The following is a 25,463-nucleotide window of genomic DNA, read 5'->3' as shown; positions in this document are numbered from 1 at the left end:
GACCCACGCAGCCTGCGGCTTCATCTCGGCAGATCCTTCTGCCCGAGCAGAAAAGGGCGTGGGGAGAATCCGAGATCACGCGCTGCATCGGTGTGATCGAACACCAGATCCCGATTCATTCGTTCAGCCATGCCGCCTGACCAGTGCCGGTATCTGGGCAAGCATCTCAAGAGTGCCAGCATCGACTTGAATGCCGCCAGTGGGATTGCAAACAGCCGCGGTCGAAGATGAAGTGCGGCAAAGACGCGCCTCACCATCTCCCGGTAAGGCAGAGTTTCACCGCCGGAAATGTTATATGCCCGGTTTGCCGCGGCCGCACAGTGCAATCCCGCCAGGCACGCCAACGCGACATCTTCGGCATGAACGGGCTGCCGAGCCCCCATTGCCTCACCCAGCAGTGGAAAGAAACCGAAACGTTGGATGAAGCGGGCCATTTCCGCAATGTTCTTGTCCTGCCCGCGACCGTAGATCAAGGTTGGACGCAGGATCACCCATTCCACGCAGTGATCTTCAGCCCATGCTTGCAGGTGTGCCTCGGCGTCGGCCAGGCGATGGGCCACGGCGCGTTCCTGCAGATCGGAGGAATCATCCTTGGTGAAGCGACTGGTCGAAGACAGTGCGACCACGCGCCGCGCTCCATGCGCTGACAGCAAGGCGAAATACTCGGGCAATACCCAGATGGGCGCCACGCAAATCCACAAGGGTAAACTCCCTGCTGCAGATAGAGGTTTGGGACTTGCTGATGAGGGAAAATCCGGGTTCGACAAGCGTCTCCACTCCACCCCTTCAGACACTTGTCCAACTTGTCGAGTCTGCCGCCGCGAGAAGGCGGCCACGCGCCAACCGGCCTGCGTCAGCAGGGGCAACAAGCATTCACCTACTAGGCTAGTGGCGCCGAGGACGCCCAACTGGCACTCAGCCACGGCCCATTCCCATCCTGACCAGAGCGTAGCGGATGCCATGATAGCTGGCAACCACGATGAACCGCATCCATACCCCCACCACGACCAGCCCCCAGAGGAGGCCGGGGTACTGATGATGATAAAACTTGCGATAAAACCGCAACATTCCATGATGCTTGTGCCATTCCACAAACAGGGGACGGTTGCGGCCACACGCGCCCCGGACATGAACGACTTTTGCATCGGGAACGAACATCACTTTCCAACCCCGTTGTGCAAAGCGCATGCACCAGTCGAGATCCTCGCAATGGAGAAAGTATCCTTCGTCCCACAGACCCACATCATTCATTGCCGCACGTTTGACCAGCATGCAGGCACCGGAAATCGCCTCGACAACCGCCGGCTGAGCAGGCAATGGCTCTGCGTGTTGCAGAAAATCCGAAAACACATCAGGGAAGAAGCGGGCCAGGCGAGACAGGCCAAAAGCCCGCAGGAAAGCTCGTCGGGGGGTGGGGAAGGAACGTCGGCCCCCTGCCTGTTCAGATCCATCGGGATTGCACAGCAATCCGCCGACCATTCCTATCGTCTGTGAAGAATCCAGCACCTCGATCATGCGTGCCAATCCGCTCTCGGTCAGAACACTGTCTGGATTCAGGAACAGCAAGCGGCTGGCCGATGATGCTCTTGCGCCAATATTGCAGGCAAAGGCAAATCCCAGATTCTGGTTGTTGCGGAGTAGCGAAAGTTTCTTGCTCGGGATGACACGTTCGAGATATTCCAGGCTGCCATCCATTGAACCGTTATCCACGACGATCACCCGTGTGGCATCCGCGCGGAGCACGGAGGAAACGCAGTCAGTCAACAGTTCGCCTGCGTTGTAATTGACGATGACCACATCACAATCAGGAGGGGATGCCGTTGGCGTCAAGATGCCCCCTGTAGGTTGCTTTCCCAGTGTTGTTATTATTATTCATCTATTGCAGATTTCCAGGTGATTGCCGAGTGGACCAGTCTGGCCAGTGAGGATGAATTCTATCTTGATCACCTCGCTGTGGTGAGATTGCCAGCTTTCCCTTGTGGTCCGACCGCCAATTTTGGCAACTTCTCCGCTTCGCGTACTGTGTCTGGAAGCTCCCAAGTGGTAGACTCGCAGGCCACTCCACTGATGATCTGTCTCGACTGGAAATATCTGCATGAAACGCAAAGGCATCATTCTTGCTGGTGGCTCTGGCACCCGGCTTCACCCAGCCACCCTGGCAATCAGCAAGCAGTTGCTCCCGGTGTTCGACAAGCCGATGATCTATTATCCGCTCAGCACCCTCATGCTGGCGGGAATACGTGACATCCTGATCATCTCGACGCCACAGGACACGCCGCGCTTCGAGCAACTGCTCGGTGACGGTTCGCGCTGGGGGATCAGTCTTCACTATGCCGTTCAGTTCAGTCCCGACGGCCTGGCGCAAGCGTTCATCATCGGCGAGTCGTTCGTTGGCGATGATCTGTCGGCCCTGGTGCTGGGCGACAACATCTTCTACGGCCATGACTTCCACCACCTCCTGGCGAATGCAATGGCTCGTGACGAGGGAGCAAGCGTCTTCGCCTACCATGTGAAAGACCCCGAGCGTTACGGAGTGGCCGAGTTTGATTCCTGCGGCAAGGTGCTGTCGCTGGAAGAAAAACCCAGGCAAGCAAAGTCCAATTACGCTGTTACCGGTTTGTATTTCTACGATCGACAAGTGGTAGAGCTGGCCAAGAACCTGCAACCCTCCGCGCGTGGCGAACTCGAGATCACCGACCTCAACCGCCTGTATCTGGAACAGGGGAAGCTCAAGGTCGAAATCATGGGACGGGGCTACGCCTGGCTAGACACCGGTACCCACGAATCGCTGCTCGATGCCAGCCAGTTTATTGCCACGCTGGAAAACCGCCAGGGACTCAAGGTTGCCTGCCCGGAAGAAATCGCTTATCGACAGCGATGGATCGATGCCGAGCAACTGGTCCACCTGGCGCAACCAATGGCCAGGAACGGCTACGGGCAATACCTGCTGCGCCTACTGAACGAAAGAAGTCTGGCCGGTTGAAGCGGATTGTTTCGGTCGCCTCCACCACAGCATCTTGTCGCGGCACCGCCGACCCATAAGAACTTGCCACATACACACCACGAAAGGCAGTCCAGACGCAATGAAAGCAACCGCTTTGGCCATCCCCGATGTCATGTTGCTCGAACCCAAGGTATTCGGAGACGACCGAGGCTTCTTCTTCGAGAGCTTCAACCAGGCACAAATCGAAACCGCACTTGGCAGGAAAGTCCATTTCGTGCAAGACAATCACTCCCGCTCCGCAAAGAACGTACTGCGTGGTCTGCATTACCAGATCAGACAGCCTCAAGCCAAACTGGTACGCGTTGTGCTTGGCGAGGTCTTTGACGTGGCGGTGGATATCCGCAAGTCCTCGCACACCTTTGGTCGATGGGTGGGCCAAATCCTGAGTGCAGAAAACAAGAGACAGATGTGGATCCCCGAGGGCTTTGCCCACGGCTTCGTTGTGCTCAGCGATGCAGCCGAATTCCTATATAAGACCACTGACTACTGGGCGCCGGAGCACGAGCGTTGCATCGTCTGGAATGACACAACTCTGGCGATCGACTGGCACCTCCAGGGTGAACCGGTGCTTTCCACGAAAGACGCGCAAGGAGCGACACTACAGCAAGCTGAACTCTTTGCGTGAAAGAGCACTTCGCCGTCTCTCCACCCGTTGGCACGGCCAAGCAATCGCCGGGATAGTTCATCGAATTACGATGCGCATCATGCGTCGCCGGTCCTCGCCAGGGAACCCGTCTCTCACCAGGAATGCCGCCCTTGAGAGCCGAAAACCATTGTATAGATCATGAATCCTCATCAAAGACATCCTGCTACGCCCTTGGCGATGGTACTGAGCCTGTGGCGCAACCGGCAACTCGTTATCCAGATGACTCGTCGAGAAGTAATTGGCCGGTATCGTGGCTCGATCATGGGCCTGGCTTGGTCTTTCTTCAATCCGGTGTTGCTGCTGCTCGTCTACACTTTTGTCTTTTCCTTTGTTTTCAAAGCCCGTTGGGGAATTGGCGCGGATGAAAGCCGAGCGGATTTCGCCATCCTGCTGTTCATCGGGATGATCATCCATGGTGTGTTCTCGGAATGTGTCAATCGGGCTCCGTCTCTGATTGTCGGCAATGTAAGTTATGTCAAGAAAGTGGTCTTCCCTCTGCAAATACTACCTTTGGTGGCACTGGGCTCAGCCCTTTTCCATGCAGGTGTCAGTATTGTGGTGTTGCTCGTTGCAAAGTTGATCGTCCATGGTTCTGTACCCTGGACGCTGGTCTTTCTACCGATGACCCTGCTACCTCTGCTGATCGGCACCTTGGGCATCGCCTGGGTGCTTGCGGCGCTTGGCGTCTTCATTCGTGATATTGGGCAGATTACCGCATTATTGACCACCGTACTGCTGTTCATCTCGCCGGTGTTCTACCCGATTTCCAGTCTGCCTGCGCAGTATCAGAAAATTCTGTTGCTCAACCCTCTGACTTTCGTGATCGAGGAAAGTCGCAGGATCATGTTTTTCGGTACCGTTCCAGATTTCCAGGGGTTCCTGCTGGCCACCGGTGTTTCTCTACTGCTGTCCTGGGCAGGGTTCTGGTGGTTTCAGCGAACACGGAAAGGCTTCGCTGATGTCCTTTGACGATCCCGTCATTCGGGTCAATAATCTGTCCAAGTGCTATCAGATCTACGATAAACCACAGGACAGACTCAAGCAGGCCATTATGCCTCGTTTGTGGCGCCTGACCGGGAGGACGGAGCGGCCCTATTACCGGGAGTTCTGGGCGCTGAACAATGTTTCCTTTGAGGTCCGGCGCGGCGAGACCATGGGGGTAATTGGCCGTAATGGTTCAGGAAAATCGACGCTGCTGCAGATACTGTGCGGCATCCTGACGCCTAGTTCGGGTTCGGTAGAGATTGCCGGTCGAGTAGCCGCCCTGCTTGAACTGGGCTCTGGCTTCAATCCGGAATTCACCGGACGGGAAAATGTTTTTCTCAACGCATCCGTACTGGGTCTTGCTGACGAGGAGATACGCGCCCGCCTTGATGACATTGTCGAATTCTCGGAGGTTGGCGATTTCATCGATCAACCAGTGAAAACCTACTCAAGTGGAATGTACGTTCGTCTGGCCTTCGCAGTCATTGCGCATGTCGATGCCGACATACTCATCATCGACGAGGCGCTGTCGGTCGGGGATGTCTTCTTCGTCCAGAAATGCATGCGCTTCCTGCGCAAGTTCATGGAGCGGGGAACCGTCCTGTTTGTCAGTCACGATTCAGGGGCCGTAATTAACCTGTGCCACACCGCCCTCTGGCTGAACCACGGCGAAGTGGTGAGCCATGGGGAACCCAAAGCGGTTTCGGAAAAATACCTGGAAAACCTGGCCAGATCAGCCATTGGCATTGACCATCAGCCGGGTTCACGGTCTGTGCAGCCGGCCGCGACATTGCAGCAAGTGCGGCGGGGCATCCCCAGGGACATGCGCCAGGATTTCCTGAATAGCTCAAGCCTGCGCAACGATATCCAAATTTTTGCGTTCGTCGAAGACGCACACAGCTTTGGTGCCGGTGGCGCCACGATTACCGGAGTCTGTCTGACGGACAGGGATACGCAGCCGCTGAATTGGGTGGTGGGTGGAGAGGACGTCTGTCTGATCATTTCTGGTGTGGCACATCAGGGAATTGTCGGTGCGATTGCCGGTTTCCATTTGAAGGACAGGCTGGGACAGGTTCTGTTTGGCGACAATACTTTTTTACGTTACCTGGATACGCCTGTGAGGCTTCACGGCGGGCAATGTTTCGAGGCACGATTTGCCTTCCGTATGCCCATTCTGCCCGCTGGTGACTACACGGTCGGTGTCGCTTTTGCCGAAGGCAGCCAGGCCCAGCATGTGCAGCATCACTGGATACACGACGCTCTGGCGGTTCACTCCATCAGTTCCAGCGTAGCAACCGGTCTGATCGGCATTCCTATGGAAGAGATTGTTCTGGAGGTATCGGCATGCGCCGTTTCCGGATTGCCTGGCAAGGATGATGAATATTCGGTGCATGCGGCAGGAAATGGGGAAGGCAAATGAAATTTACCGGTGAACGCTTCATCCCTACGGAACACGGTGAAATCTCGCTGGAACACTATCATCGCTATGCGGCTACCAGCGAGTATGTGAAGGGCAAGGTGGTTCTCGATGTCGCTTGCGGTGAAGGCTATGGCTCGGATCTGATGGCATTGGGGGCGGCAAGCGTCGTTGGCGTAGACCTGTCTACCGAGGCTGTGGAGCACGCCAGACAGACTTATGCTGATCGGGGAAATCTGAGATTTCTGCAGGCCAGTGCTATTGCCCTGCCATTTCCCGACAGCAGTTTCGACGTCGTTGTCTCGTTTGAGACCATCGAGCATCTGGCCGAACAGGAGCAGATGCTGTGTGAACTGCGCAGGGTGCTTCGCCCGGCAGGGATTCTGATGATCTCGTCACCCAACAGACCGGTCTATTCGGAAGAAAGTGGGCGGCACAACGAATTCCACGTCAAGGAACTGGATTTTTCCGAGTTCGACAGCCTGTTACGCAGCAAATTTTCACGCATTCGCTACTTTGGTCAGCGTTTCATGATGGGCTCGGTTCTTCAACCGCTTGAGGGTGGTGGCAACCGTTTTGACGCGCTATGCGAACACAACGATGGGATAAGGAACGGCATTTCGCCCCTGCAGCATCCCGTCTATTTCGTCGCAGTCTGTGGTGACGAGGCATCAGTTTTCCCGGAGGCACGTTCATCCTTCCTGCTTCCCAGGGAACTCGACCTCTTGCGGCAGTATCAGGGTTACGCGCAATGGGCTGCGCGTGTAGATGCAGAACTTGCTACTTGCCGGGATCTGTATAGCAATCTTGACGATGAGCATCATCGCGTCGCCAATTGGGCGAAGAGCCTGCATCAGAGATGTGAACTTCTTGAGCGCGAGCTGGCCGAGACCGAGGCGAAGCTCAGCGCGACCCAAGAGAAACTCACTCAATCCATTGGTTCCAGTTCCGGTGGAGCTGCCAGGCTCTCACCATTCGCTGCAGGTCTTGCCCATGGACAATGGACTACGGTCATGAAACCGCTGCGCACCTGGCTGCGCTCCAACGGGCGGCGGCTATACCACCAACTGCCGCTATCGCAAACATACAAACTCAAGCTTGTTGGCGGTATGTACAAGTTCGCAGGTCCCCTTTTTGCAGGCATGGGCCATTACGAATCGTGGAAACGCCAACGGGATGGAGTGCTCCTCCCCATGGCAACGCAAGGTGCCGTGCAACCGGAGGAGATTGATTCCGCGCTTCAGGAACTACGCTTCGAGCAGCCAGAGCATCCGCTGGTTTCGATCGTCATTCCAGCTTATGGCAATCTGCCCGTTACCCTTGGCTGTCTTCGCTCCATCGCGAGGAATCTGCCGGCTGTCCCGGTGGAAGTCATTCTTATGGAGGACTGTTCGGGAGATCCGGAAATCGATCGTTTATCGGAAGTGCCAGGATTGCGCTACCTGCGAAACTCGCAGAACCTGGGATTCTTGCGCTCCGCCAACCGGGCTGCCGATTTCGCCAAAGGGAGCTATTTCTATCTCCTCAATAGCGATACCGAGGTCACCGAAGGCTGGCTGGATGCGATGCTTGCCGTATTTGCATCCCGCCCCGACTGTGGGTTGGTAGGTTCCAAACTGGTATATCCGGACGGGCGCCTGCAGGAAGCTGGTGGCATAGTCTGGAACGACGCATCTGCCTGGAATTACGGCAGGTTCCAGGATCCGTCGCTACCCGAATTCAATTACCTGCGCGAAACGGACTACTGTTCCGGCGCCTCAATCATGATTCCACTGGAACTGTACAAGAATCTCGGTGGATTCGACGAACGCTATGTACCAGCTTATTTCGAGGATACCGACTTGGCTTTTGCGGTTCGTTCTACTGGAAGCAAGGTGTATTACCAACCTGCTTCCGTCGTCATCCATTACGAGGGGGTTTCGCATGGCACGGATACTGGTGAAGGTATCAAGGCCTATCAGGTGCAAAATCAGCAAAAATTCAGGGAGAAATGGCGAAGCGTACTCGAAAGAGAGCATTTCCCAAATGCGCATGACCTATTTCAGGCACGTGACCGTTCCCGTGCCAAAAAAACCGTTCTGGTGATTGATCATTATGTACCGCAACCGGATAGGGATGCCGGTTCCCGATCCATGCTGGCGATCATGCAGGAATTGCTCACCATGGGTTTCAATGTCAAGTTCTGGCCTCACAACCATTGGCAGGATCCTGTCTATACCCCGCGCTTGCAAGCCCTGGGCATCGAGGTTGAATATGGTTCCCGTTACTGGGGGCGTTTCGCGGCCTGGATCGAGGAGAATGGTAAATATCTTGATTATGTTCTGCTCTCGCGTCCAGACGTCGCCGCGGATTTCGTACAGGCTTTGAGGAAACATACAAAAATACCACTCATTTACTATGGACACGATATCCATCACCTCCGGTTGAAGGAGCAATTGAAACTGGAGCCGGAGAATCATACCGTCCGCAATGAGATGAAGCGCATCGAAAAGATCGAAAAGCAACACTGGCGACAAATGGATGCCATTTATTATCCGTCCAACCTGGAGACCGAGGAAGTGGCCAAATTCCTCAGGACTGAAGGACTCGATGATAAATCGGCAACGCTACCGGTTTATGCGTTCGACTCATTTTCAGATAATGCAGCCGAAAATCTGGCCGATCGCCAAGATATCCTTTTCGTGGCAGGATTCGGTCATCCGCCGAATGCTACTGCCGCCCGCTGGTTTGTGCACGAAGTCTTGCCGCTGGTACGGGAAAGCTTCCCTGATGTGCGGCTCACGCTGGTGGGTTCGAATCCAACGCCAGAGGTGGCTGCTCTGGCTTGCGAGCATATCGCTGTAACCGGCTTCGTTACTGACGAGCAACTTGCTGGCTATTATCTTAATGCTCGTGTTGCGGTTGCCCCTCTCCTGTTTGGTGCCGGCATGAAAGGCAAGGTGGTTGAAGCGATGCGCTTCGGTATTCCGATGGTGACCACACCGATCGGGGCGCAGGGGTTGGTGGAGGCAGGAAGTGCACTGGGGGTTTTCGAAGATCCCTCGGCCTATGCCAGAGATGTAATGCGCTTGCTGTCCGACGATGAGGAGTGGCGAATTCGATCAGCAGCTGAACTTGCTTATGTCCAGGAGCACTTCTCTTTGGCAGCGATGCGTTGTTCATTGGAAAGATGGTTTGTTCCGTAAGCTTGCCGGGCATGGCCGACCTGCTTTCGCAGATTATCTCCTGCACTTGTTTCGATAATCGCATATATTGATTCGCCTAATCGGAATGATGCTCTTATCCATCAAGCGCCAGATTTCACGCACCGTTGCAATGCGGGATGATTGAATCGACCGCCGTTTCCACCACATTTTCGGAATGCCCTTGAGCGCATCCCGCTTGGCGCGCAGCATCGTTAGTCCCTGGCCGCGCCAGGTGAACACCGTCAGGGTGACCAGATTCATCGCCAGATGCAAGGGCAGAAACGCCCAGAACAACAGCCAGGGCATGTTTTTCACATAGGTCCACACCAGATTGCGATGCCCGTGATACACGGCAAAATCGCTATGCTGTCCACTGGTCGTTCCCGAGCCAACATGATGGGCCACCGATGCGGACACATAAAGGCAGCGGTATCCGGCCAGTCGTAAACGGAAACCGAGGTCCAGATCTTCCAGGTAGCAAAAGTAGTCCTCATCGAAACCACCGGCCTCAACCAATATGCGCCGCTGATACAGCGCCGCTGCCGCACAGGGCGAGAATTCCTCCCGTACCTGCTCGGAAACAGACGCGACGGGTGCTCCATGTCCCCGCCGCCAGACCAGGCCACTGACGTGATAGGCATCACCTGCCCCATCCAGCACGGCCGGGTCAGCGGCAGAGACCAGCTTGCTGGCGAATACCTCAAAGGCGGGATAGTCGCGCGTTGCCGACAGTAATGCTTCCAGCCAGCGCGGCTCGACGAATGCATCCGGATTGAGCAAAGCGATCCATTCAGACTCGGCTGTGGCCTCTTCGATCGCCAGATTGTTCCCGCGCGCAAAGCCGAGGTTTCGATCCTGCGCCAGCAAACGCACCGAGGGAAATCTGCGTACGAGGTCGAGCGAACCGTCGGAACTCGCGTTATCCACAACAATGATCTCATGCGGTGCCACCGTTTGAGCCAGCAGCGCCGATAGACAACGGTCAAGGAATCGTTCGCCGTTCCAGTTGACAATGATCACCGTCACCTTCGGCCATTTCTCATTCAGCAGATCACTCAATGTGTTCCTTACAATAGATGAAACTTTGGGGGAGTCGTGTGCCTCTGTGGCCGCATGTTAACGCAGAGGCACGATCCTGGACATTCTCGAGGCCATCGTCAATGGGAAGCATCACATCAGCAGCTTCGGGAAGTACAATCGTCCCTGTCTGATCCAGCCATTGCGCTGGTATCCATCGCTCTTCTGATCGCTGCCGGCAGGCCGGTGCAAGGTGACTGCCAGATGAACTGGAACCCCGAGCAATACCTGAAATTCGCTGACGCCAGGCAAAGACCCGCGCTGGATCTCCTGGCCCGGCTGGACGGCAGGTCGGCAAGCCGCATCGTCGATCTCGGCTGTGGGGCCGGCAACATCACGCAGTTATTGGCCGAACGTTGGCCGGGCGCGCAGATCATTGGCGTCGACAGCGATTCAGCGATGCTTGCCAAAGCCGCTGCCAGGGTGCCGACGATCGACTGGCGCTTGGCGGAAATCGCTCACTGGCAGGCAGAGGCCCCGCCCGACCTGATCTTCTCGAACGCAGTACTGCACTGGCTGGACAATCACCCGCGTCTGCTGCCGCAGTTGCTCGTTCAACTCGCTGCCGGTGGCGTGCTGGCGGTTCAGATGCCGGCCAACTTCACTGCACCGTCCCATCGAATCCTGCGCGAACTGGCCGCCGAGGCCGACTGGCACGAGGCGCTCGGCGGTGTCCGCATGGGGAGCATCTGCTCGGCTGCCGAATACTGGCGGCTGTTGATGCTGCATTGTCGACACCTGGAACTCTGGGAGACCACGTACTGGCAACTGCTCAGCGGCGACGATGCCGTTTTCGAGTGGATGAAGGGAACCACATTGCTGCCTTACCTGGCGTGCCTCGGCACGGTATCCGCCGGGCACTTTCTGACGGTCTATCGAGAGCGGCTGCGCCGTGCCTATCCGCGGCAGCCTGACGGACACACGCTTTTCCCGTTCAAGCGCATTTTCTTCGTGGCACAGCGCTGAGCAGCGATGTCGGCGCTGGATGATTCGCTGCTGGCCGGCCTGGCCGTGGCTGCCCTGTTTGCCGGCTTCATCGATGCAGTGGTCGGAGGCGGTGGTCTGATCCAGATTCCGGCCTTGTTCAACGCGCTGCCGCAGGAAATTCCGGCGACCCTTTTCGGGACCAACAAGTTTTCGAGCGTTTTCGGCACCAGCAATGCGGCCTGGCGCTACGCCCGGCGTGTCGAGATGCCCTGGCGAACGACACTGCCGGCAGCACTGGCGGCGTTTGCCTGTTCCTATGCCGGTGCGATGGTCGTCGCCTGGCTACCAACGGCGATGCTGCGGCCGCTGATCCTGGTGTTGCTCGTAGGCGCTGCGGCTTACACCTTCAGTCGTCGAGACTTCGGGGCGATTCATCAGCCCCGGCACGAAGGTCGGCAGGAGTTCGCCTATGCCTTGATTCTGGGAGGTGCGATCGGCTTTTACGATGGTTTTTTCGGACCCGGAACCGGCAGTTTCCTGATCTTTCTGTTTGTCCGCTTTTTCGGATTTGATTTCCTGCATGCTTCGGCCGCCTCGAAAGTGGTCAATGTCGCCACCAACATCGCCGCGCTGGGCTTTTTCATTCCGCACGGTCACTTCCTGCCCTTGCTCGCATTGCTGATGGCCGGCTGCAACGTGCTCGGTTCACTTCTTGGCACGCATCTTGCGATCCGCCATGGCAGTGGCTTCGTCAGGAAGGGGTTTTTGTGTGTGGTCAGCGTCTTTATTATCAAGTTCGCGCACGATACCTTCGTTTAGACTTGTCTCATAATTCCTGCGGCGGCACAATGGTCGTTCGCTGCAAGTCGGTAGGCGGCGTCATCACACCGAACAATCGTGCTAGGACCATGAGAAATAAAACATCAATTGCCAGGCTTGTCGCTCTTCTGGGAGCGGCATTTGTTACCTGTGTCCATGCCGAGGTCAACGTCGGCGTGACGCTTTCCGCAACCGGGCCGGCAGCATCGCTGGGGATTCCCGAGAAGAACACCGTGGCCTTGTTGCCCACAAGCATCGCCGGCCAGAAGGTCAACTACCTCATCCTCGACGATGCTTCCGATACCACCACTGCGGTCAAGAACACCCGCAAGCTGCTGGCCGAAAACAAGGTCGACGTCCTCATCGGTTCGACGATTACTCCCAACTCGCTGGCGATGATCGACGTGGCCGCAGAAGCCGAGACGCCAATGATCGCCATGGCCGCTTCGGCACGCATCATCGAGCCGATGGACGGCAAACGTTACTGGGTGTTCAAGACGCCACAGAATGACGCGCAGATGGCGACGGCCATCGTCGAACACATGCTCAACAACAACGTCCGGACGGTCGCTTACATTGGCTTTGCCGACGCCTATGGCGAAGGCTGGTGGAACGAGTTCTCGAAGATTGCCGAGGCGCGCAAGATCCAGATCGTCGCCAACGAACGCTTCAATCGCTCCGACACCTCGGTGACCGGTCAGGTTCTGAAGGTGCTCGCAGCCAGGCCGGATGCGGTGCTGATCGGCGGCGCCGGCACGCCGGCGGCTTTGCCACAAAAGTCGCTCAAGGAAAAAGGCTACAAGGGAATCATGTATCAGACGCACGGAGTGGCCAACACCGACTTCCTGCGGGTGTGCGGCAAGGACTGTGAAGGTACTTTCCTGCCGGCTGGTCCGGTGCTGGTGGCCGCGCAGTTGCCCGACAGCAACCCGATCAAGAAGGCAGCGCTCGAATACGTCAACAAATACGAGGAAGCGCATGGCAGGGGCAGCGTGTCGACCTTCGGGGCGCATGCCTGGGACGCCGGTAAGCTGCTGGGCAATGCCATTCCCGAAGCACTGAAGAAGGCGCAGCCGGGGACGCCAGAGTTCCGCAAGGCGCTGCGCGACGCGCTTGAAAAAACCCGGAACCTGACCGCTGCGCATGGGGTATTCAATATGAGTCCACAGGATCATCTCGGTTTTGACCAACGCGCGCGTGTGATGGTCAAGATCGAAGGCGGCAACTGGAAACTCGTGCAATAGGATTGCCGGCGCACCGCGCGCTGGTGCATGGCAGTCACTCAGCGTCGCCCCGCATTCGGGTAGCGCCGCGGCCGACCCTGGGTATCGACTGGAATCGTCTTGATGGACTTGCAGATTGCATTGCTGCTGGGCCAGGATGGCATCACCAATGGCGCCATCTATGCCCTGCTGGCGTTGGCGCTGGTACTGGTTTTTGCGGTCACACGCGTGATTTTCATCCCGCAAGGCGAGTTTGTCGCCTTCGGCGCCCTGACTCTCGCCAGCCTGCAGGCAGGCAAGCTGCCAGGGACGGTCTGGCTGTTACTGGCAATGGGCACGCTGATTGCTGTGATCGAGAGCTCCCTGGCGCTGCGCGAACGGCGCTTTCGCGAGATTCCCCTGCTCCTGATGGTCAATTGCGGCGCACCGCTGCTGCTCGCCGGCACGCTATTCGCCATTTCGCCGGCCAGTCTGCCGTTGCCGGTGCAGGTGCTGCTGGCGTTGATGCTGGTAGTTCCACTGGGGCCGATGATCTACCGTCTCGCCTACCAGCCAGTCGCAGAAGCGTCGGTGCTGGTGCTGCTGATCGTTTCCGTGGCAATGCATGTCACTTTGATCGGTATCGGTCTGCTTTTCTTCGGTGCCGAGGGTTCGCGGACGCCGCCTTTCACCGACGTGACCTTCGAAATCGGCGATGCACTGTTGCAGGGGCAGACGATACTGGTGATGGTCGCCAGCGTGCTGCTGATTGTCGCGCTGTATTTCTTTTTTGAACGCACAATCTACGGCAAGGCCCTGCGCGCGACCGCGATGAATCGCACTGGTGCCCGTCTGATGGGTATTTCGGGGAACCTCGCCGGCATGCTGTCGTTTACCCTGGCAGCAGCGATTGGCGCCTTTTCGGGAATACTGATTTCGCCGTTGACCACGATCTACTATGACTCTGGTTTCCTGATTGGTCTGAAAGGGTTTGTCGGCGCGATCATTGGCGGTCTCGCCAGTTATCCGGTGGCTGCTGCCGGTGCCATTCTGGTCGGACTCCTCGAATCGTATTCGTCTTTCCATGCCAGCGCCTTCAAGGAAGTGATCGTATTTACCCTGATCATTCCGGTCCTGCTCTGGCGTTCGCTGACGACGCGGCACGTGGAGGAGGGATGAAACGCAGTTTGCATTCGACGCTCCTGCTGCTGCTCTTCATCGCCGCGCTGGCGATCGCGCCATTGCTGCTGCCCGAGTTCTACGTCACGCTGCTCAACTACATCGGTCTCTACGCCATCGTTGCCCTGGGTCTGGTGATGCTCACCGGCGTCGGTGGCCTGACGTCCTTCGGACAGGCTGCTTTCGTCGGCCTGGGCGCCTACACTTCGGCCTACCTGACGACCGTACACGGCGTTTCACCCTGGCTGACGCTGCCTGCCGGCCTGCTGGTCACGGCGGTGGTGGCTCTCTCGCTTGGTCTGGTCACTCTGCGGCTTTCCGGCCACTTTCTGCCGCTGGGCACGATTGCCTGGGGAATGAGCCTTTACTATCTGTTTGGCAATCTCGATGCGCTCGGCGGGCACACCGGAATCAGTGGCATTCCCCCGTTGCGGCTGCTTGATCTGGAACTCAAATCGGGGCGCGAGTTCTTCTATCTGATCTGGACGGTGCTGCTGGTTCTCGTTCTCGCCACACGCAATCTGCTCGATTCGCGTGAGGGCCGCGCCATCCGTGCGCTCAAGGGTGGCTCGGTGATGGCCGAAGCGATGGGGGTCAACACGCCGCGCTCGAAGATCGTGGTGTTCACGGTGGCCGCACTCTACGCCAGCGTCTCGGGTTGGCTTTATGCGCACCTGCAGCGCTTCGTCAATCCGACGCCGTTCTCGCTGACGCAAGGCATCGAGTACCTGTTCATGGCAGTGGTCGGCGGTGTCTCGCACGTCTGGGGAGCGATCCTCGGCGCCGGCTTGATTACCGTGCTCAAACAATGGTTGCAGGATTGGTTGCCGAGATTACTCGGGCAAAGCGGCAACTTCGAGATCATCGTTTTCGGTCTGCTGATGATCTTCGTTCTGCATCGCGCACGTGACGGCCTGTGGCCGATGCTGCAGCGTTTTTTTTCCACAGCAGGTGTTGTTGCGCATGCAGGCCGAAGGCGCGGCGCCGCTGGCGCGGCGGGTACAGCCCGAGGTGGGTTCAGTGCTGCTGGAGGTCCAGGATGCCAGCAAGCACTTTGGTGGCCTGGTGGCCAATGACCGGGTGAGTTTCAAGGTCAGGGCCGGTGAGGTGATGGCCTTGATCGGGCCGAACGGTGCCGGCAAGAGCACCCTGTTCAATGGCATTTCCGGCGTTGACCCGCTGACTTCCGGGAGCGTCAGCTTTCGCGGCGAACGCGTCGAGTACTTGCCGGCGCGCGAAATTGCACGCCGTGGCATGAGCCGGACCTTTCAGCATGTGCGTTTGCTGCCGGCAATGAGCGTCATCGAGAATGTCGCCATCGGCGCCCACTTGCGCGGCCGCAAGAGCTTTGTCGCCGCTGCCTGTCGCAGCGAACGTGCAGAGGAGGCGCGACTGCTGCACGAAGCTGCCTTGCAGATCGAGCGCTGTGGCTTGGCCGAGCAGATGTACGAAGCTGCCGGCAGCCTGCCGCTTGGCAAGCAGCGCATCGTCGAGATTGCCCGTGCATTGGCTGCCGATCCCTGTCTGTTGCTCCTCGACGAGCCGGCTGCTGGCCTGCGCTACCTGGAAAAGCAGTCGCTCGCCGGTCTGCTGCGGCGCTTGCGAGCTGAAGGTATCGGCATCCTGCTAGTCGAGCATGACATGGATTTCGTGATGGGTCTGGCCGATCGAGTGTTGGTCATGGAGTTCGGCCAGAAGCTGGCTAGCGGCCTGCCCGAAGAGGTGCAGCGCAATCCGGCGGTGATTGAAGCCTACCTTGGGGGGGTCGAGTGAACGCACTGCCGGAAGAGAGTGAAAGAAACCTCGTACTCGAGGTGCGAGGTCTGTCGGTCAGCTACGGCAAGGTGGAAGCGTTGCATGGTCTGGCGCTGCAGGTGCACCGGGGCGAGATTGTCACCGTCATTGGCCCCAACGGTGCCGGCAAAACTACCTTGCTATCGGCGCTGATTGGCCTGTTGCCGGCGCGCGGCGAAATCATCTATCTCGGTGAGTCGCAGGGCGCAGGGCGCAGGGTAGAGCAGCTGGTACGGCAGGGGATGACCCTGGTACCCGAGAAACGCGAGCTTTTTGCCGAAATGAGTGTCGCAGACAACCTCCTGCTGGGGGCATTCGACCGCTATCGTGCCGGACACCGCGATGAACTGGAGACCATGGATCAGGTGTTCGACATCTTCCCGCGCCTGATGGAGCGACGAGCGCAGATGGCCGGAACCCTTTCCGGCGGCGAACGCCAGATGCTGGCCATGGGTCGCGCGCTGATGGCCAAGCCAAGACTGTTACTGCTCGACGAACCCAGCCTGGGACTGGCGCCGCTGATCATCAGGGAAATTTTCCGTACCGTTGCGCAATTGAAGAAAACCGGGGTGGCCATCCTGCTCGTCGAACAAAACGCTCGTGCAGCGCTACAGCTTGCCGATTACGGCTATGTCCTCGAAACCGGAGAGCTTTGTCTGGAAGGACCCAGCCGCGAACTGGCCACCGATCCGAGGGTCATTGAAAGCTACCTTGGCCTGGGAGGCCGGCATTTGGAGCCGCGTTGAGCAATAGCACCAGACGCTGGATGTGCAATGGGCTATCCGATCCTTCGCTAGGAGGGCTCTCCTGGCTTTCGATCTGAAAGGGCAGGCGGATGTCTGCTGCTTTTCCGGAAGGTGGCAGCTGGTGGAGTTCAAGTCCCCAGCGGCTCATGGCCTGAGATACGAGGACCGCTTCGGCACCGCTGATGCACCAGTCGGCATTGACGATATCGAGCATCGCGCGCAGCACCTTTTTTTTGCAGTGCCGGTGAGCGAATGTCGCCGAGAAGGTGAGTGATCACCTCAGGATCAATCTCGATCTGCCCGATGTTGGGGGAACGCGCCGATTGCAGTACGTCGTTGCAGAATTCGTGCATCACCCGATCGAAGGTATCCGGGGTGATGCCGAGCTGATCAAGAATCGAGTGTTTTTCGAGTGAGTCCAGTTCGCTATTGTCCAGCCCACCATCGGCGAGCAGTGCGAGAGATATCAGGCGAGCCGTGGCTTCGGCGCTGTCGGTGGTGTAATTGCGCATGCTTTTCTCCTTGATTGGTTAATGTGAAAGTCGCGTCAGCGACTCACGAATCTCCCCTCCCCCTCGCGGGGGAGAGGGAAACGGTCATGACTTTCATGATCGGGGGTGTCTGGAAAAGTCATGACCGTTAGTCCGGTAGGGTTCGTAGCTCTTTCCGGTCGAGTGCACTGTGCCTGCACCGCAGCATCATGTCCAATGAGATAAAATGTGATTTTCCATTTACTATGGTTTATAAATGCCGCGTCGCCGAATCACTTTTCATCAGCTCGATATCTTCGCCGCTGTAGCACGCCATCGCAGTTTTTCGAAAGCAGCCGATTCTCTACATCTGACTCAGCCAGCCGTCTCGCTGCAGATCAAGCATATCGCCGATATCCTGGGCCTGCCCTTGTTCGAGCAGGAAGGCCGCGCGGTGGTCCTGACCGCAGCGGGTGAGGAGGTGTTGAAAACGGTACGGGAACTCGATGACGTCTGGGCCCGCCTTGAATCGGCGATCGATGAGCTGAAGGGTTTGAAGCGCGGCCGCCTGCGCGTCGCGCTGGTTCCTACCGCCAAGTATTTTTTGCCGCGCATGCTGGGGGATTTCTCACGTCGTTATCCGGAAGTCAGCATCGAACTCGAGATCGCCGACCGTGAACGCATTGTTTCCCGCATGCGTGGCAATCAGGACGACCTGTACATCATGGTTTATCCACCGGAAGACCTGGAGGTGGTCAGCTATCCGTTTCTTGACAACGAACTGGTGGTCATCGCGCCAGTGGACCATTGGGCTGCAGCACAGCAAATCGAATTCGGCGCGCTGCTTGGTGAGCGTTTCATTCTCCGCGAAGTGGGTTCCGGCTCCCGCCGGACGATCGATGCGCATCTGCTGCTGATCGGGGAAAAACTGGACGTCAAGCTGGCGGTCAGCAGCAACGAAGCGATCCGCGAACTGGTGGCCAGTGGTATGGGGCTGGCAGTGCTTTCTCGCCACGCGCTACCGGCGAATCCGGCGAGCGATGGCCTGTGCATTCTCGACGTGCAGGGATTCCCGCTGCGTAAGCCCTGGCGGGCAGTGCACCTCAAATCGAAGCTCCTGTCGTTGCCGGCGAGGGCATTTCTTGACGAACTGCTGGCCTCGCGATCGTCGCCTACAGCCGTTGCTTAGAAGCCGCCCTTGCTGCGAAACATCCCGGAAGCGGTGAACGGAACCACGGCAACACCGTATTTGCGCGCGACGCGATGGTACAAGTCGCGCGCCGAAATCACCCTCGCGTTGCGCATGTCCCTGGCTTGTGCCAGTTGCAGGAAACGAATTCCTCGCCTGGCCAGGGAAGGATCCCAGCCCTTCCGTTCGAGCAGAGTGAAAATCGCCTTCGTCGCATTGACCAGAAACTGCAGATTGGGTACCCGTTCCGCAGCCTCCATCAACAATCTCACCGAGCCTTCGACATCGCCGCGGCGGGCAGCCAGCACACCGCGGTTGTTGAGTTCAACGATTTCCCGACCAACCTGCGCGAGCAGCGCCTGGCCCTCCGCTTCCTTGCCGGTTTTGGCGTAGATGCTCTGGACTTGGGCGATCATGGTGCGGTCTTCATGGTTTTCGGCGGCGATCTTGCGGATGATGTCGCGCGCGTTTTCCTCATCGCCCGTGACGAGGCATGCGTGCGCCAGGTCGAGCGCCAGTTTCTCGGAGACCGTTCCGCTGCGGCCTTCGTTCTTCAAGGCCTCGTGCAAAACGAGTGCCTTCTCCACTGCCTGCCTGGCCTTGGCAGGTTCACCTTCCTGGTTTGCACACAGGCTTTCCATGACCAGCACAGCAAATTCGCCTTGCTGGTTGCCTCGCCAGTCACGGCGAAGTTCTTCGGTGACCAGTCGGGCAGCAGCGGTATGTCCGCGGTCGAGCATCACCCGCGAGAGATTGGTGTAGTCGTCGATGTCCCGCAGGGACGAGTTGCGGCGACGCTGCAGCACCTTGCCGTAGGCCTTCTCGGCGGTCGGGAGATCCTGGTTACGTGCCGCCACGTCGCCAACCATGCGTTGTCGTGTCGAGTTGTTGGGCGAGATCATTGCTGCGCGTTGCAACACTTCCTGGGCTTCCGTGAGCTTGCCCACTTCTTCACGCACCTCGGCGAGAAAATCGTAGGCAGCGATGAATTCCGGGAAGTCGTCGATCAGCGATTGCCCGAATGCTTCGGCTTCGGACATTTGTTGCTGTCCACGCAGCGCAATCGCCAGGCCCATCCGTGCCCAGGGCACGACCCGCTGTGCCAGTACCTGCTGGAAGACGCGTTGCGCTTCCGCATGCCGGCCCAGCGCATTGAGCGTCTCCCCCCTTGAGACGCAAGGCGTCAAAACGAAAGCCGCTGTCCTGTCTGATCAGACGTTCACAAGTCGCCAGCGCATCAACGTAGGCACCGTTGTCGAGTTGTTCGTAGAATTGCGCGAAGAAGCGTTTCCTGTAGAGTGCGCGCGCCAGACGTGCGTTCAATTCATGGGCCGTAAAGGGCTTGATCAGATAGTCATCAGGCGCCAGCTCGGCCACCGAGACGACGTTGTGATAGGCACGCTCACTGGTGATCACGAAGAATACGGTAGACCGCGGCAGCAGGTGTTGTTCGCGCAGCTCTTCGAGCAGTTGCTGGCTGTCGCGTCCGTCTTCGAGCAGGTAGTCGGAGAGGATGATGTCAAAACGGTGCGCCCTGAGTTGCCGGAAGACGTCGGCTGAAGTGCCGGCGTTGTCTATGGCGCCAACACCCATCGCCGAAAGCATCATGCGCAGCGAAGTGCGGGCGTTCGGGTAGCGATCAATCAGCAGGGCCCGCTTGCTCGACATTTCCTTGCCGAGCGTGTGCAGCAGATCCGCCGTCGTCTCGGGGTTCTTCATGGCTTGAACCTTACCTGACTGCGGTCTGGCGATCAAGCCGTCAGTGGAATCACTGCTGCCGGAGCCGAGCGCCAGCGCCCGCAGGCGCTGGCGGCAGAGCCTTCAGGAGACCGAGTTGCGGATCAGGTGGTCGAAGGCGCTGAGTGCGGCTTTCGAGCCTTCACCCATGGCGATGACGATCTGCTTGTAGGGAACCGTGGTGACGTCGCCCGCAGCGAAGACGCCCGGCAGCGAGGTCTCGCAACGCGCATCGATCTCGATCTCGCCGCGCGGCGAGAGGGCGATGGTGCCTTTGAGCCACTCGCTGTTGGGGAGCAGGCCGATCTGAACAAACACTCCTTCGAGGTCGATGCGCAGCGACACCCCGCTGGCACGATCGGTGTACAAGAGGCCGTTGACCTTCTGGCCATCGCCGGTGACTTCGGTGCTCAGGGCCTGGGTGATCACCTTCACGTTGGGCAGACTGAAGAGTTTCTTCTGCAAGATGGCATCGGCACGCAGGATGCCTTCGAATTCGAGGAGGGTGACCTGACCGACAACGCCGGCCAGGTCGATCGCCGCTTCGACGCCGGAGTTGCCGCCACCGATCACGGCTACCCGCTTGCCCTTGAAAAGCGGCCCGTCGCAGTGCGGGCAGTAGGCGACGCCATGGCCACGATACCGCTTCTCGCCGGGAACATTCATTTCGCGCCAGCGTGCCCCGGTGGCGATGATCACCGCCTTGCTCCTGAGCCTGGCGCCGCTGGCCAGACGGACCTCGGTCAGGCCGCCGTCCGTTCCCGGCAGCAGCGCCTCGGCGCGCTGCAGATTGATAATGTCTACGTCATATTCCCTGACATGTTCCTCGAACCCGGCTGCGAGTCGCGGACCGTCGGTCTCCTTCACCGAGATGAAGTTCTCGATTGCCAGGGTATCGAGCACCTGCCCACCGAAACGCTCGCTGACCACGCCAGTACGAATGCCCTTGCGGGCTGCATAAATTGCTGCAGCGGCGCCGGCCGGTCCGCCGCCGACGATCAGTACGTCGAAGGGTGCGCGCGCCGAGACTTTTTCCGCCTCGCGCTGCAAGGCGCCGGTATCGATCTTGCCGATGATTTCCTCGAGCGTCATGCGGCCCTGTCCGAAGGGTTCGCCGTTCAGGAAGACGGTTGGCACGCCCATGATCTGGCGCGCGGTCACTTCGTCCTGGTACAGTGCGCCATCGATCATCTGGTGGCTGATGCCGGGGTTCTGAACCGCCATCAGGTTGAGCGCCTGCACGACATCCGGACAGTTATGGCAGGACAGCGAAATGAAGGTTTCGAAATGGAACTGCCCAGGGATGGAGCGAATCTCCTCGATCACACTGGCTTCGACTTTGGGTGGATGGCCACCGGTTTGCAGCAGTGCCAGGATCAGCGAGGTGAATTCGTGTCCCATCGGGATGCCGGCGAAGCTGATACGCGCCGGTTCGCCAAGCCGACCGACCGAAAAGGAAGGTTTGCGCACGGAATTGCCATCTTGCCGGACGCCGACCTTGTCTGACAAGGCGGCGATGTCCTGCAGCAGGGCCAGCATCTCTTGTGCCTTGTTGCTACCATCGAGCGTGCCGACCAGTTCGATCGGGTGCTGGATTTTTTCGAGGTAGGCCCGCAGTTGAGCCTGGATGTTTGCATCTAACATGGGTCTTGTTCCTGGTGAGTTGCATTGAAAAAGGGCCGCCAAGCAGCAGCGGCCCCTTTGCACTGAGACCCGCCATCACGCTGCAGGGAAAGCCGCCTGCAGCGTGGGTTACACGGTTCTCTTAAATCTTGCCGACCAGGTCCAGCGAGGGGGCCAGCGTTGCGTCACCCGGCGTCCACTTGGCCGGGCAGACTTCCCCAGGGTGGCTGGCGACGTACTGGGCAGCCTGAACCTTGCGCAGCAGTTCCTTGGCGTCACGACCGATACCGAGGTCGTGGATTTCGCAGACCTTGATGACGCCTTCCGGGTTGATCACGAAGGTACCGCGCAGCGCCAGGCCTTCCTCTTCGATCATCACGTCGAAATTGCGGGTGATGGTGCCGGTCGGATCGCCGAGCATCGGATACCGGATCTTCTTGATGGTGTCGGAAGCATCGTGCCAGGCCTTGTGTGTAAAATGCGTATCCGTGGATACCGCGTACACTTCCACGCCGATCTTCTTGAACGACTCGTATTCGTCAGCCAGGTCGCCCAGTTCGGTCGGGCAGACGAAGGTGAAGTCAGCCGGGTAGAAGACGACGACAGACCATTTGCCCTTCAGGTCGGCGTCGGATACGGGACCAAACTTGCCGTTGTGAAAAGCGGTGGTTTTGAACGGTTTGATTTCGGTGTTGATCAGTGACATCTTGAGCTCTCCTTCGAGTTCGGTGAATGAAAACAAGCGACGGATGGATCATAGTAGAGTCGCCAGAATTGTTCCAATTGATTCTGGTAATTCAAGTCATAGTCCAACGCTATTTGCCTGGCCTTTCAGCAAATTGCCGTAGAATGCCGGTCTTTTCCGGAGCCTCTCCCTTGTCACAATTGCCGACTGCCCATGCTATTTCCTGACCGTTTCGACGTCATTGTGGTCGGTGGCGGTCATGCCGGCACCGAAGCGGCGCTCGCCGCAGCGCGGATGGGAGTCAGGACGCTGCTGCTGACGCACAACCTGGAGACACTCGGCGCAATGAGCTGCAACCCGTCGATTGGCGGTATCGGCAAGGGGCATCTGGTCAAGGAAATCGATGCCCTGGGCGGGGCGATGGCGGAAGCGATCGATGCAGCAGGCATCCAGTTCCGGATTCTCAATGCAAGCAAGGGGCCGGCCGTGCGCGCGACGCGTGCGCAGGCAGATCGCGTGCTGTATCGACAGGCGATCCGCTGTCGCATCGAGAACCAGCCCAATCTGATGATCTTCGCGCAGGCATGTAACGACCTGATGCTCGATGGCGACCATGTCGCCGGTGTCGTGACCCAGTTGGGAGTGCGCTTTGCTGCGCGTGCGGTGGTTCTGACTGCCGGCACCTTCCTCAACGGCCTGATTCATGTGGGTTTGTCCAAGCATAGCGGCGGCCGCATGGGGGATCCGCCGTCGGTCTCGCTGGCCGCACGTCTGCGCGAATTGCAGTTGCCGGTCGGCCGTCTCAAGACCGGCACGCCGCCTCGGCTGGACGGCAAGACCATCGATTTCTCGAAGCTGCCCGAGCAATGTTCGGACGATCCATTGCCGGTGTTCTCGTTTCTTGGTGATGCTGCCCAACATCCACCACAGCGGCCGTGCTGGATCACCAGCACCAACCCCCAGACGCACGCCATCATCCGGGCCAACCTCGATCGCTCGCCGATGTACACCGGGGTGATCGAAGGTGTCGGGCCGCGCTATTGCCCGTCGATCGAAGACAAGATTCATCGCTTCGCGGGCAAGGACAGCCATAACGTCTTTCTTGAGCCGGAAGGTCTGACAACCCACGAGATCTACCCGAACGGGATTTCAACCAGCCTGCCTTTCGATGTCCAGCTGGCCATCGTCCGCTCGATGCGCGGCCTCGAGAACTGCCATATCCTGCGCCCCGGCTACGCCATCGAATACGATTACTTTGATCCGCGCGGCCTGCGCAGCTCACTGGAAACGAAGGCGTTGCGTGGTCTTTTCTTCGCCGGTCAGATCAACGGCACCACCGGCTACGAGGAGGCCGCTGCGCAGGGCTTGCTGGCCGGTGTCAACGCTGCCCTGCAGGTGCAGGCAAAAGAACCCTGGACGCCACGCCGCGACCAAGCCTACCTGGGGGTTCTGGCCGACGATCTGATTACGCGCGGCGTCTCGGAGCCTTACCGGATGTTTACCAGCCGCGCCGAGTATCGCCTGTCCTTGCGTGAGGATAATGCCGATCTGCGTCTGACCGAGGAGGGCCGCCAATTGGGACTGGTGGGCGAGCAGCGCTGGACGGCCTTCTGCGAGAAGCGGGAAGCGATTGCCCGCGAACAGGAACGTTTGAAGTCGACCTGGGTACAGCCGGCAATGCTTGCGGATGAGGAAGCGACGAGAATCTTCGGCAAGCCTCTGGAGCACGAATACAGCCTGTATGAGCTGCTGCGCCGACCGGACGTGAGTTACCTCGCCTTGATGACGCTGCGCCTGGGAGAAATGTCGGTCAACGCTGGCCTGCGCGATCCACAGGTCATCGAGCAGGTCGAGATCCAGGCCAAGTATCAGGGTTATATCGAACGTCAACAGGATGAAGTCAGCAAGAACCTGGCCAACGAAGAGACGCGCTTTCCTGACGATTTCGACTTCTGCAGCATCAGCGGCCTGTCCAGGGAAGTGCAGCAGAAACTCGTTCTGCATCGGCCACAGACCCTGGGCCAGGCGTCCCGCATTCAGGGCGTGACTCCGGCGGCCATCTCGATCCTGCTGGTGCATTTGAAGCGTGCGCAAGCCGTCGCACCATGCCAGCGTAGCACCGGCTTGGGTTCATGACGCTGGCGGCGCAGCTTGAACAGGGCCTGCTTGTTCTGGGGATCGATCTTCCGAACCTCGCACGGAACCAGCTGCTCGCCTACGCAGCCCTGCTCGACAAGTGGAACAAGACCTATCGTTTGACCGGCCAGAAAGATCCCTCACTGACGGTCAGCCATCACCTGCTCGATTCGCTGGCGATCCTGCCCTTTGTCGATGGGACGACACTGCTCGACGTGGGCAGCGGTGGCGGCATGCCCGGCATCCCGCTGGCCATCGCTCGTCCGGATCTGCGGGTAGTCCTGCTGGACAGCAATTCGAAAAAGACGGCATTCCTGCAACAGGTGGCTATTGAGCTGGGTCTGGCGAATGTTGCCGTACATTGTGGCCGTGTCGAGGCGTACAGGCCGACGGCCAGGTTCTCGGTGATCAGCGCGCGGGCTTTTGCCGATCTCGCCGAGCTGGTGACCCTGTCGCGTCACTTATTGCAAAGGGACGGTCATTGGCTGGCCATGAAAGGCCTTCGGCCACTGGGCGAGATGGCAAATTTGTCGGTGGATGTGGTGGTGGATGCGGTGCATCGTCTGAACGTGCCGGGCGTCACCGGTGAGCGGCATCTGGTAGTCATGAGCAGCGATCAAGCACGGCATTGAGGAGAAAGTCG

20 protein-coding genes and 2 pseudogenes are annotated in these 25,463 nt (G+C 58.5%); 14 read left to right on the top strand and 8 right to left on the bottom strand.

Going from position 1 to position 25,463, the window contains the following annotated elements; genetic code table 11:
* Positions 1-20: 20 nt before the first annotated feature.
* Positions 21-689: an NAD-dependent epimerase/dehydratase family protein gene (locus E4Q08_RS11360; RefSeq protein ID WP_308240112.1), complete on the bottom strand. Its 669-nt coding sequence runs from the start codon at positions 687-689 to the stop codon at positions 21-23.
* A 226-nt stretch (positions 690-915) separates the two neighbouring features.
* Entirely contained in the window at positions 916-1,797 is an 882-nt protein-coding gene (locus E4Q08_RS11355) for a glycosyltransferase family 2 protein (protein WP_169070470.1), read from the bottom strand.
* Between the two features lie 298 nt (positions 1,798-2,095).
* On the opposite strand from E4Q08_RS11355, the gene rfbA reads away from it, so the two are divergent.
* The 5 genes from rfbA to E4Q08_RS11330 all read left to right on the top strand — a co-directional run bounded on the left by rfbA (position 2,096) and on the right by E4Q08_RS11330 (position 9,236).
* Positions 2,096-2,983, top strand: a complete 888-nt coding sequence (gene rfbA / locus E4Q08_RS11350) for a glucose-1-phosphate thymidylyltransferase RfbA (RefSeq protein ID WP_169070469.1) — start codon at positions 2,096-2,098, stop codon at positions 2,981-2,983.
* Positions 2,984-3,083: 100 nt separating this feature from the next.
* Positions 3,084-3,629 (top strand): dTDP-4-dehydrorhamnose 3,5-epimerase, encoded by a 546-nt coding sequence (gene rfbC / locus E4Q08_RS11345; protein ID WP_034914710.1) that lies wholly within the window; start codon positions 3,084-3,086, stop codon positions 3,627-3,629.
* 159 nt (positions 3,630-3,788) lie between these two features.
* Positions 3,789-4,619, top strand: coding sequence for an ABC transporter permease (locus tag E4Q08_RS11340; protein ID WP_034914714.1), 831 nt, complete (start codon positions 3,789-3,791; stop codon positions 4,617-4,619).
* Entirely contained in the window at positions 4,609-6,054 is a 1,446-nt protein-coding gene (locus E4Q08_RS11335; protein WP_169070468.1) for an ABC transporter ATP-binding protein, read from the top strand. The genes E4Q08_RS11340 and E4Q08_RS11335 overlap by 11 nt, the downstream gene beginning before the upstream one ends.
* Entirely contained in the window at positions 6,051-9,236 is a 3,186-nt protein-coding gene (locus tag E4Q08_RS11330; RefSeq protein ID WP_169070467.1) for a methyltransferase domain-containing protein, read from the top strand. Before E4Q08_RS11335 ends, E4Q08_RS11330 begins: the two co-directional genes overlap by 4 nt.
* A gap of 33 nt (positions 9,237-9,269) precedes the next feature.
* Here E4Q08_RS11330 and E4Q08_RS11325 read toward each other — a convergent pair whose 3' ends face one another.
* The gene (locus E4Q08_RS11325) at positions 9,270-10,295 is read right to left on the bottom strand and encodes a glycosyltransferase family 2 protein (RefSeq protein ID WP_248594849.1); all 1,026 of its coding nucleotides are present in this window, start codon (positions 10,293-10,295) and stop codon (positions 9,270-9,272) included.
* Positions 10,296-10,517: 222 nt separating this feature from the next.
* Here E4Q08_RS11325 and E4Q08_RS11320 point away from each other — a divergent pair, with 222 nt between their 5' ends.
* The 6 genes and pseudogenes from E4Q08_RS11320 (at position 10,518) to E4Q08_RS11295 (ending at position 16,980) form a co-directional block, all read left to right on the top strand.
* Positions 10,518-11,279, top strand: a complete 762-nt coding sequence (locus tag E4Q08_RS11320) for a methyltransferase domain-containing protein (RefSeq protein ID WP_169070466.1) — start codon at positions 10,518-10,520, stop codon at positions 11,277-11,279.
* Positions 11,280-11,285: 6 nt separating this feature from the next.
* The gene (locus E4Q08_RS11315) at positions 11,286-12,059 is read left to right on the top strand and encodes a sulfite exporter TauE/SafE family protein (RefSeq protein WP_034908577.1); all 774 of its coding nucleotides are present in this window, start codon (positions 11,286-11,288) and stop codon (positions 12,057-12,059) included.
* Between the two features lie 89 nt (positions 12,060-12,148).
* Positions 12,149-13,303 carry an ABC transporter substrate-binding protein gene (locus tag E4Q08_RS11310; RefSeq protein ID WP_169070465.1) on the top strand — a complete coding sequence of 385 codons (1,155 nt, stop codon included), beginning with the start codon at positions 12,149-12,151 and terminating at the stop codon, positions 13,301-13,303.
* Between the two features lie 102 nt (positions 13,304-13,405).
* A complete protein-coding gene (locus E4Q08_RS11305) occupies positions 13,406-14,440 on the top strand; it encodes a branched-chain amino acid ABC transporter permease (protein WP_034914550.1) in 1,035 nt (344 codons plus the stop codon).
* A pseudogene (locus E4Q08_RS11300) lies at positions 14,437-16,213 on the top strand (branched-chain amino acid ABC transporter ATP-binding protein/permease). The gene E4Q08_RS11305 and the pseudogene E4Q08_RS11300 overlap by 4 nt, the downstream one beginning before the upstream one ends.
* Complete coding sequence (locus E4Q08_RS11295; RefSeq protein WP_169070464.1) at positions 16,210-16,980, top strand: ABC transporter ATP-binding protein; 771 nt, start codon at positions 16,210-16,212, stop codon at positions 16,978-16,980. The pseudogene E4Q08_RS11300 and the gene E4Q08_RS11295 overlap by 4 nt, the downstream one beginning before the upstream one ends.
* A gap of 128 nt (positions 16,981-17,108) precedes the next feature.
* On the opposite strand, the gene E4Q08_RS11290 is transcribed toward E4Q08_RS11295, so the two are convergent.
* Entirely contained in the window at positions 17,109-17,492 is a 384-nt protein-coding gene (locus tag E4Q08_RS11290; protein WP_248594848.1) for a TerB family tellurite resistance protein, read from the bottom strand.
* A 235-nt stretch (positions 17,493-17,727) separates the two neighbouring features.
* Here E4Q08_RS11290 and E4Q08_RS11285 point away from each other — a divergent pair, with 235 nt between their 5' ends.
* Positions 17,728-18,639: a LysR substrate-binding domain-containing protein gene (locus E4Q08_RS11285; protein WP_169070463.1), complete on the top strand. Its 912-nt coding sequence runs from the start codon at positions 17,728-17,730 to the stop codon at positions 18,637-18,639.
* Here E4Q08_RS11285 and E4Q08_RS24700 read toward each other — a convergent pair.
* From E4Q08_RS24700 to ahpC, 4 genes and pseudogenes are all read right to left on the bottom strand, one after another.
* Entirely contained in the window at positions 18,636-19,679 is a 1,044-nt protein-coding gene (locus E4Q08_RS24700; RefSeq protein ID WP_248594852.1) for a tetratricopeptide repeat protein, read from the bottom strand. The two genes, E4Q08_RS11285 and E4Q08_RS24700, sit on opposite strands and share 4 nt — an antisense overlap.
* 328 nt (positions 19,680-20,007) lie before the next feature.
* Positions 20,008-20,232 (bottom strand): annotated as a pseudogene (locus E4Q08_RS24690) (response regulator); the annotation flags it as partial.
* Between the two features lie 228 nt (positions 20,233-20,460).
* Positions 20,461-22,020, bottom strand: a complete 1,560-nt coding sequence (gene ahpF / locus E4Q08_RS11275; RefSeq protein ID WP_169070462.1) for an alkyl hydroperoxide reductase subunit F — start codon at positions 22,018-22,020, stop codon at positions 20,461-20,463.
* A 121-nt stretch (positions 22,021-22,141) separates the two neighbouring features.
* Positions 22,142-22,705 carry an alkyl hydroperoxide reductase subunit C gene (gene ahpC, locus E4Q08_RS11270; RefSeq protein ID WP_169070461.1) on the bottom strand — a complete coding sequence of 188 codons (564 nt, stop codon included), beginning with the start codon at positions 22,703-22,705 and terminating at the stop codon, positions 22,142-22,144.
* A 192-nt stretch (positions 22,706-22,897) separates the two neighbouring features.
* Between ahpC and mnmG the strand changes: the two genes are divergently transcribed.
* Both mnmG and rsmG read left to right on the top strand, forming a co-directional pair.
* Positions 22,898-24,820 (top strand): tRNA uridine-5-carboxymethylaminomethyl(34) synthesis enzyme MnmG, encoded by a 1,923-nt coding sequence (gene mnmG, locus E4Q08_RS11265; RefSeq protein WP_169070460.1) that lies wholly within the window; start codon positions 22,898-22,900, stop codon positions 24,818-24,820.
* A complete protein-coding gene (gene rsmG, locus E4Q08_RS11260) occupies positions 24,817-25,452 on the top strand; it encodes a 16S rRNA (guanine(527)-N(7))-methyltransferase RsmG (RefSeq protein ID WP_034911601.1) in 636 nt (211 codons plus the stop codon). Before mnmG ends, rsmG begins: the two co-directional genes overlap by 4 nt.
* Positions 25,453-25,463: the final 11 nt, after the last annotated feature.

It is taken from the genome of Candidatus Accumulibacter contiguus, from assembly GCF_012940005.1.
Lineage (GTDB): Bacteria > Pseudomonadota > Gammaproteobacteria > Burkholderiales > Rhodocyclaceae > Accumulibacter > Accumulibacter contiguus.
This window is presented reverse-complemented; position numbering and strand designations above follow the sequence as displayed.

Bases quoted from the DNA above. Each gene is read 5' to 3' on its own strand.
- E4Q08_RS11285 (WP_169070463.1), top strand. From the start codon at position 17,728: ATGCCGCGTCGCCGAATCACTTTTCATCAGCTCGATATCTTCGCCGCT.
- E4Q08_RS11335 (WP_169070468.1), top strand. From the start codon at position 4,609: ATGTCCTTTGACGATCCCGTCATTCGGGTCAATAATCTGTCCAAGTGC.
- ahpC (WP_169070461.1), bottom strand. From the start codon at position 22,705: ATGTCACTGATCAACACCGAAATCAAACCGTTCAAAACCACCGCTTTT.
- E4Q08_RS24700 (WP_248594852.1), bottom strand. From the start codon at position 19,679: ATGTCCGAAGCCGAAGCATTCGGGCAATCGCTGATCGACGACTTCCCG.
- rfbC (WP_034914710.1), top strand. From the start codon at position 3,084: ATGAAAGCAACCGCTTTGGCCATCCCCGATGTCATGTTGCTCGAACCC.
- E4Q08_RS11320 (WP_169070466.1), top strand. From the start codon at position 10,518: ATGAACTGGAACCCCGAGCAATACCTGAAATTCGCTGACGCCAGGCAA.
- E4Q08_RS11330 (WP_169070467.1), top strand. From the start codon at position 6,051: ATGAAATTTACCGGTGAACGCTTCATCCCTACGGAACACGGTGAAATC.
- ahpF (WP_169070462.1), bottom strand. From the start codon at position 22,020: ATGTTAGATGCAAACATCCAGGCTCAACTGCGGGCCTACCTCGAAAAA.
- E4Q08_RS11310 (WP_169070465.1), top strand. From the start codon at position 12,149: ATGAGAAATAAAACATCAATTGCCAGGCTTGTCGCTCTTCTGGGAGCG.
- rsmG (WP_034911601.1), top strand. From the start codon at position 24,817: ATGACGCTGGCGGCGCAGCTTGAACAGGGCCTGCTTGTTCTGGGGATC.
- mnmG (WP_169070460.1), top strand. From the start codon at position 22,898: ATGCTATTTCCTGACCGTTTCGACGTCATTGTGGTCGGTGGCGGTCAT.
- E4Q08_RS11290 (WP_248594848.1), bottom strand. From the start codon at position 17,492: ATGCGCAATTACACCACCGACAGCGCCGAAGCCACGGCTCGCCTGATA.
- E4Q08_RS11340 (WP_034914714.1), top strand. From the start codon at position 3,789: ATGAATCCTCATCAAAGACATCCTGCTACGCCCTTGGCGATGGTACTG.
- E4Q08_RS11315 (WP_034908577.1), top strand. From the start codon at position 11,286: ATGTCGGCGCTGGATGATTCGCTGCTGGCCGGCCTGGCCGTGGCTGCC.
- rfbA (WP_169070469.1), top strand. From the start codon at position 2,096: ATGAAACGCAAAGGCATCATTCTTGCTGGTGGCTCTGGCACCCGGCTT.
- E4Q08_RS11305 (WP_034914550.1), top strand. From the start codon at position 13,406: ATGGACTTGCAGATTGCATTGCTGCTGGGCCAGGATGGCATCACCAAT.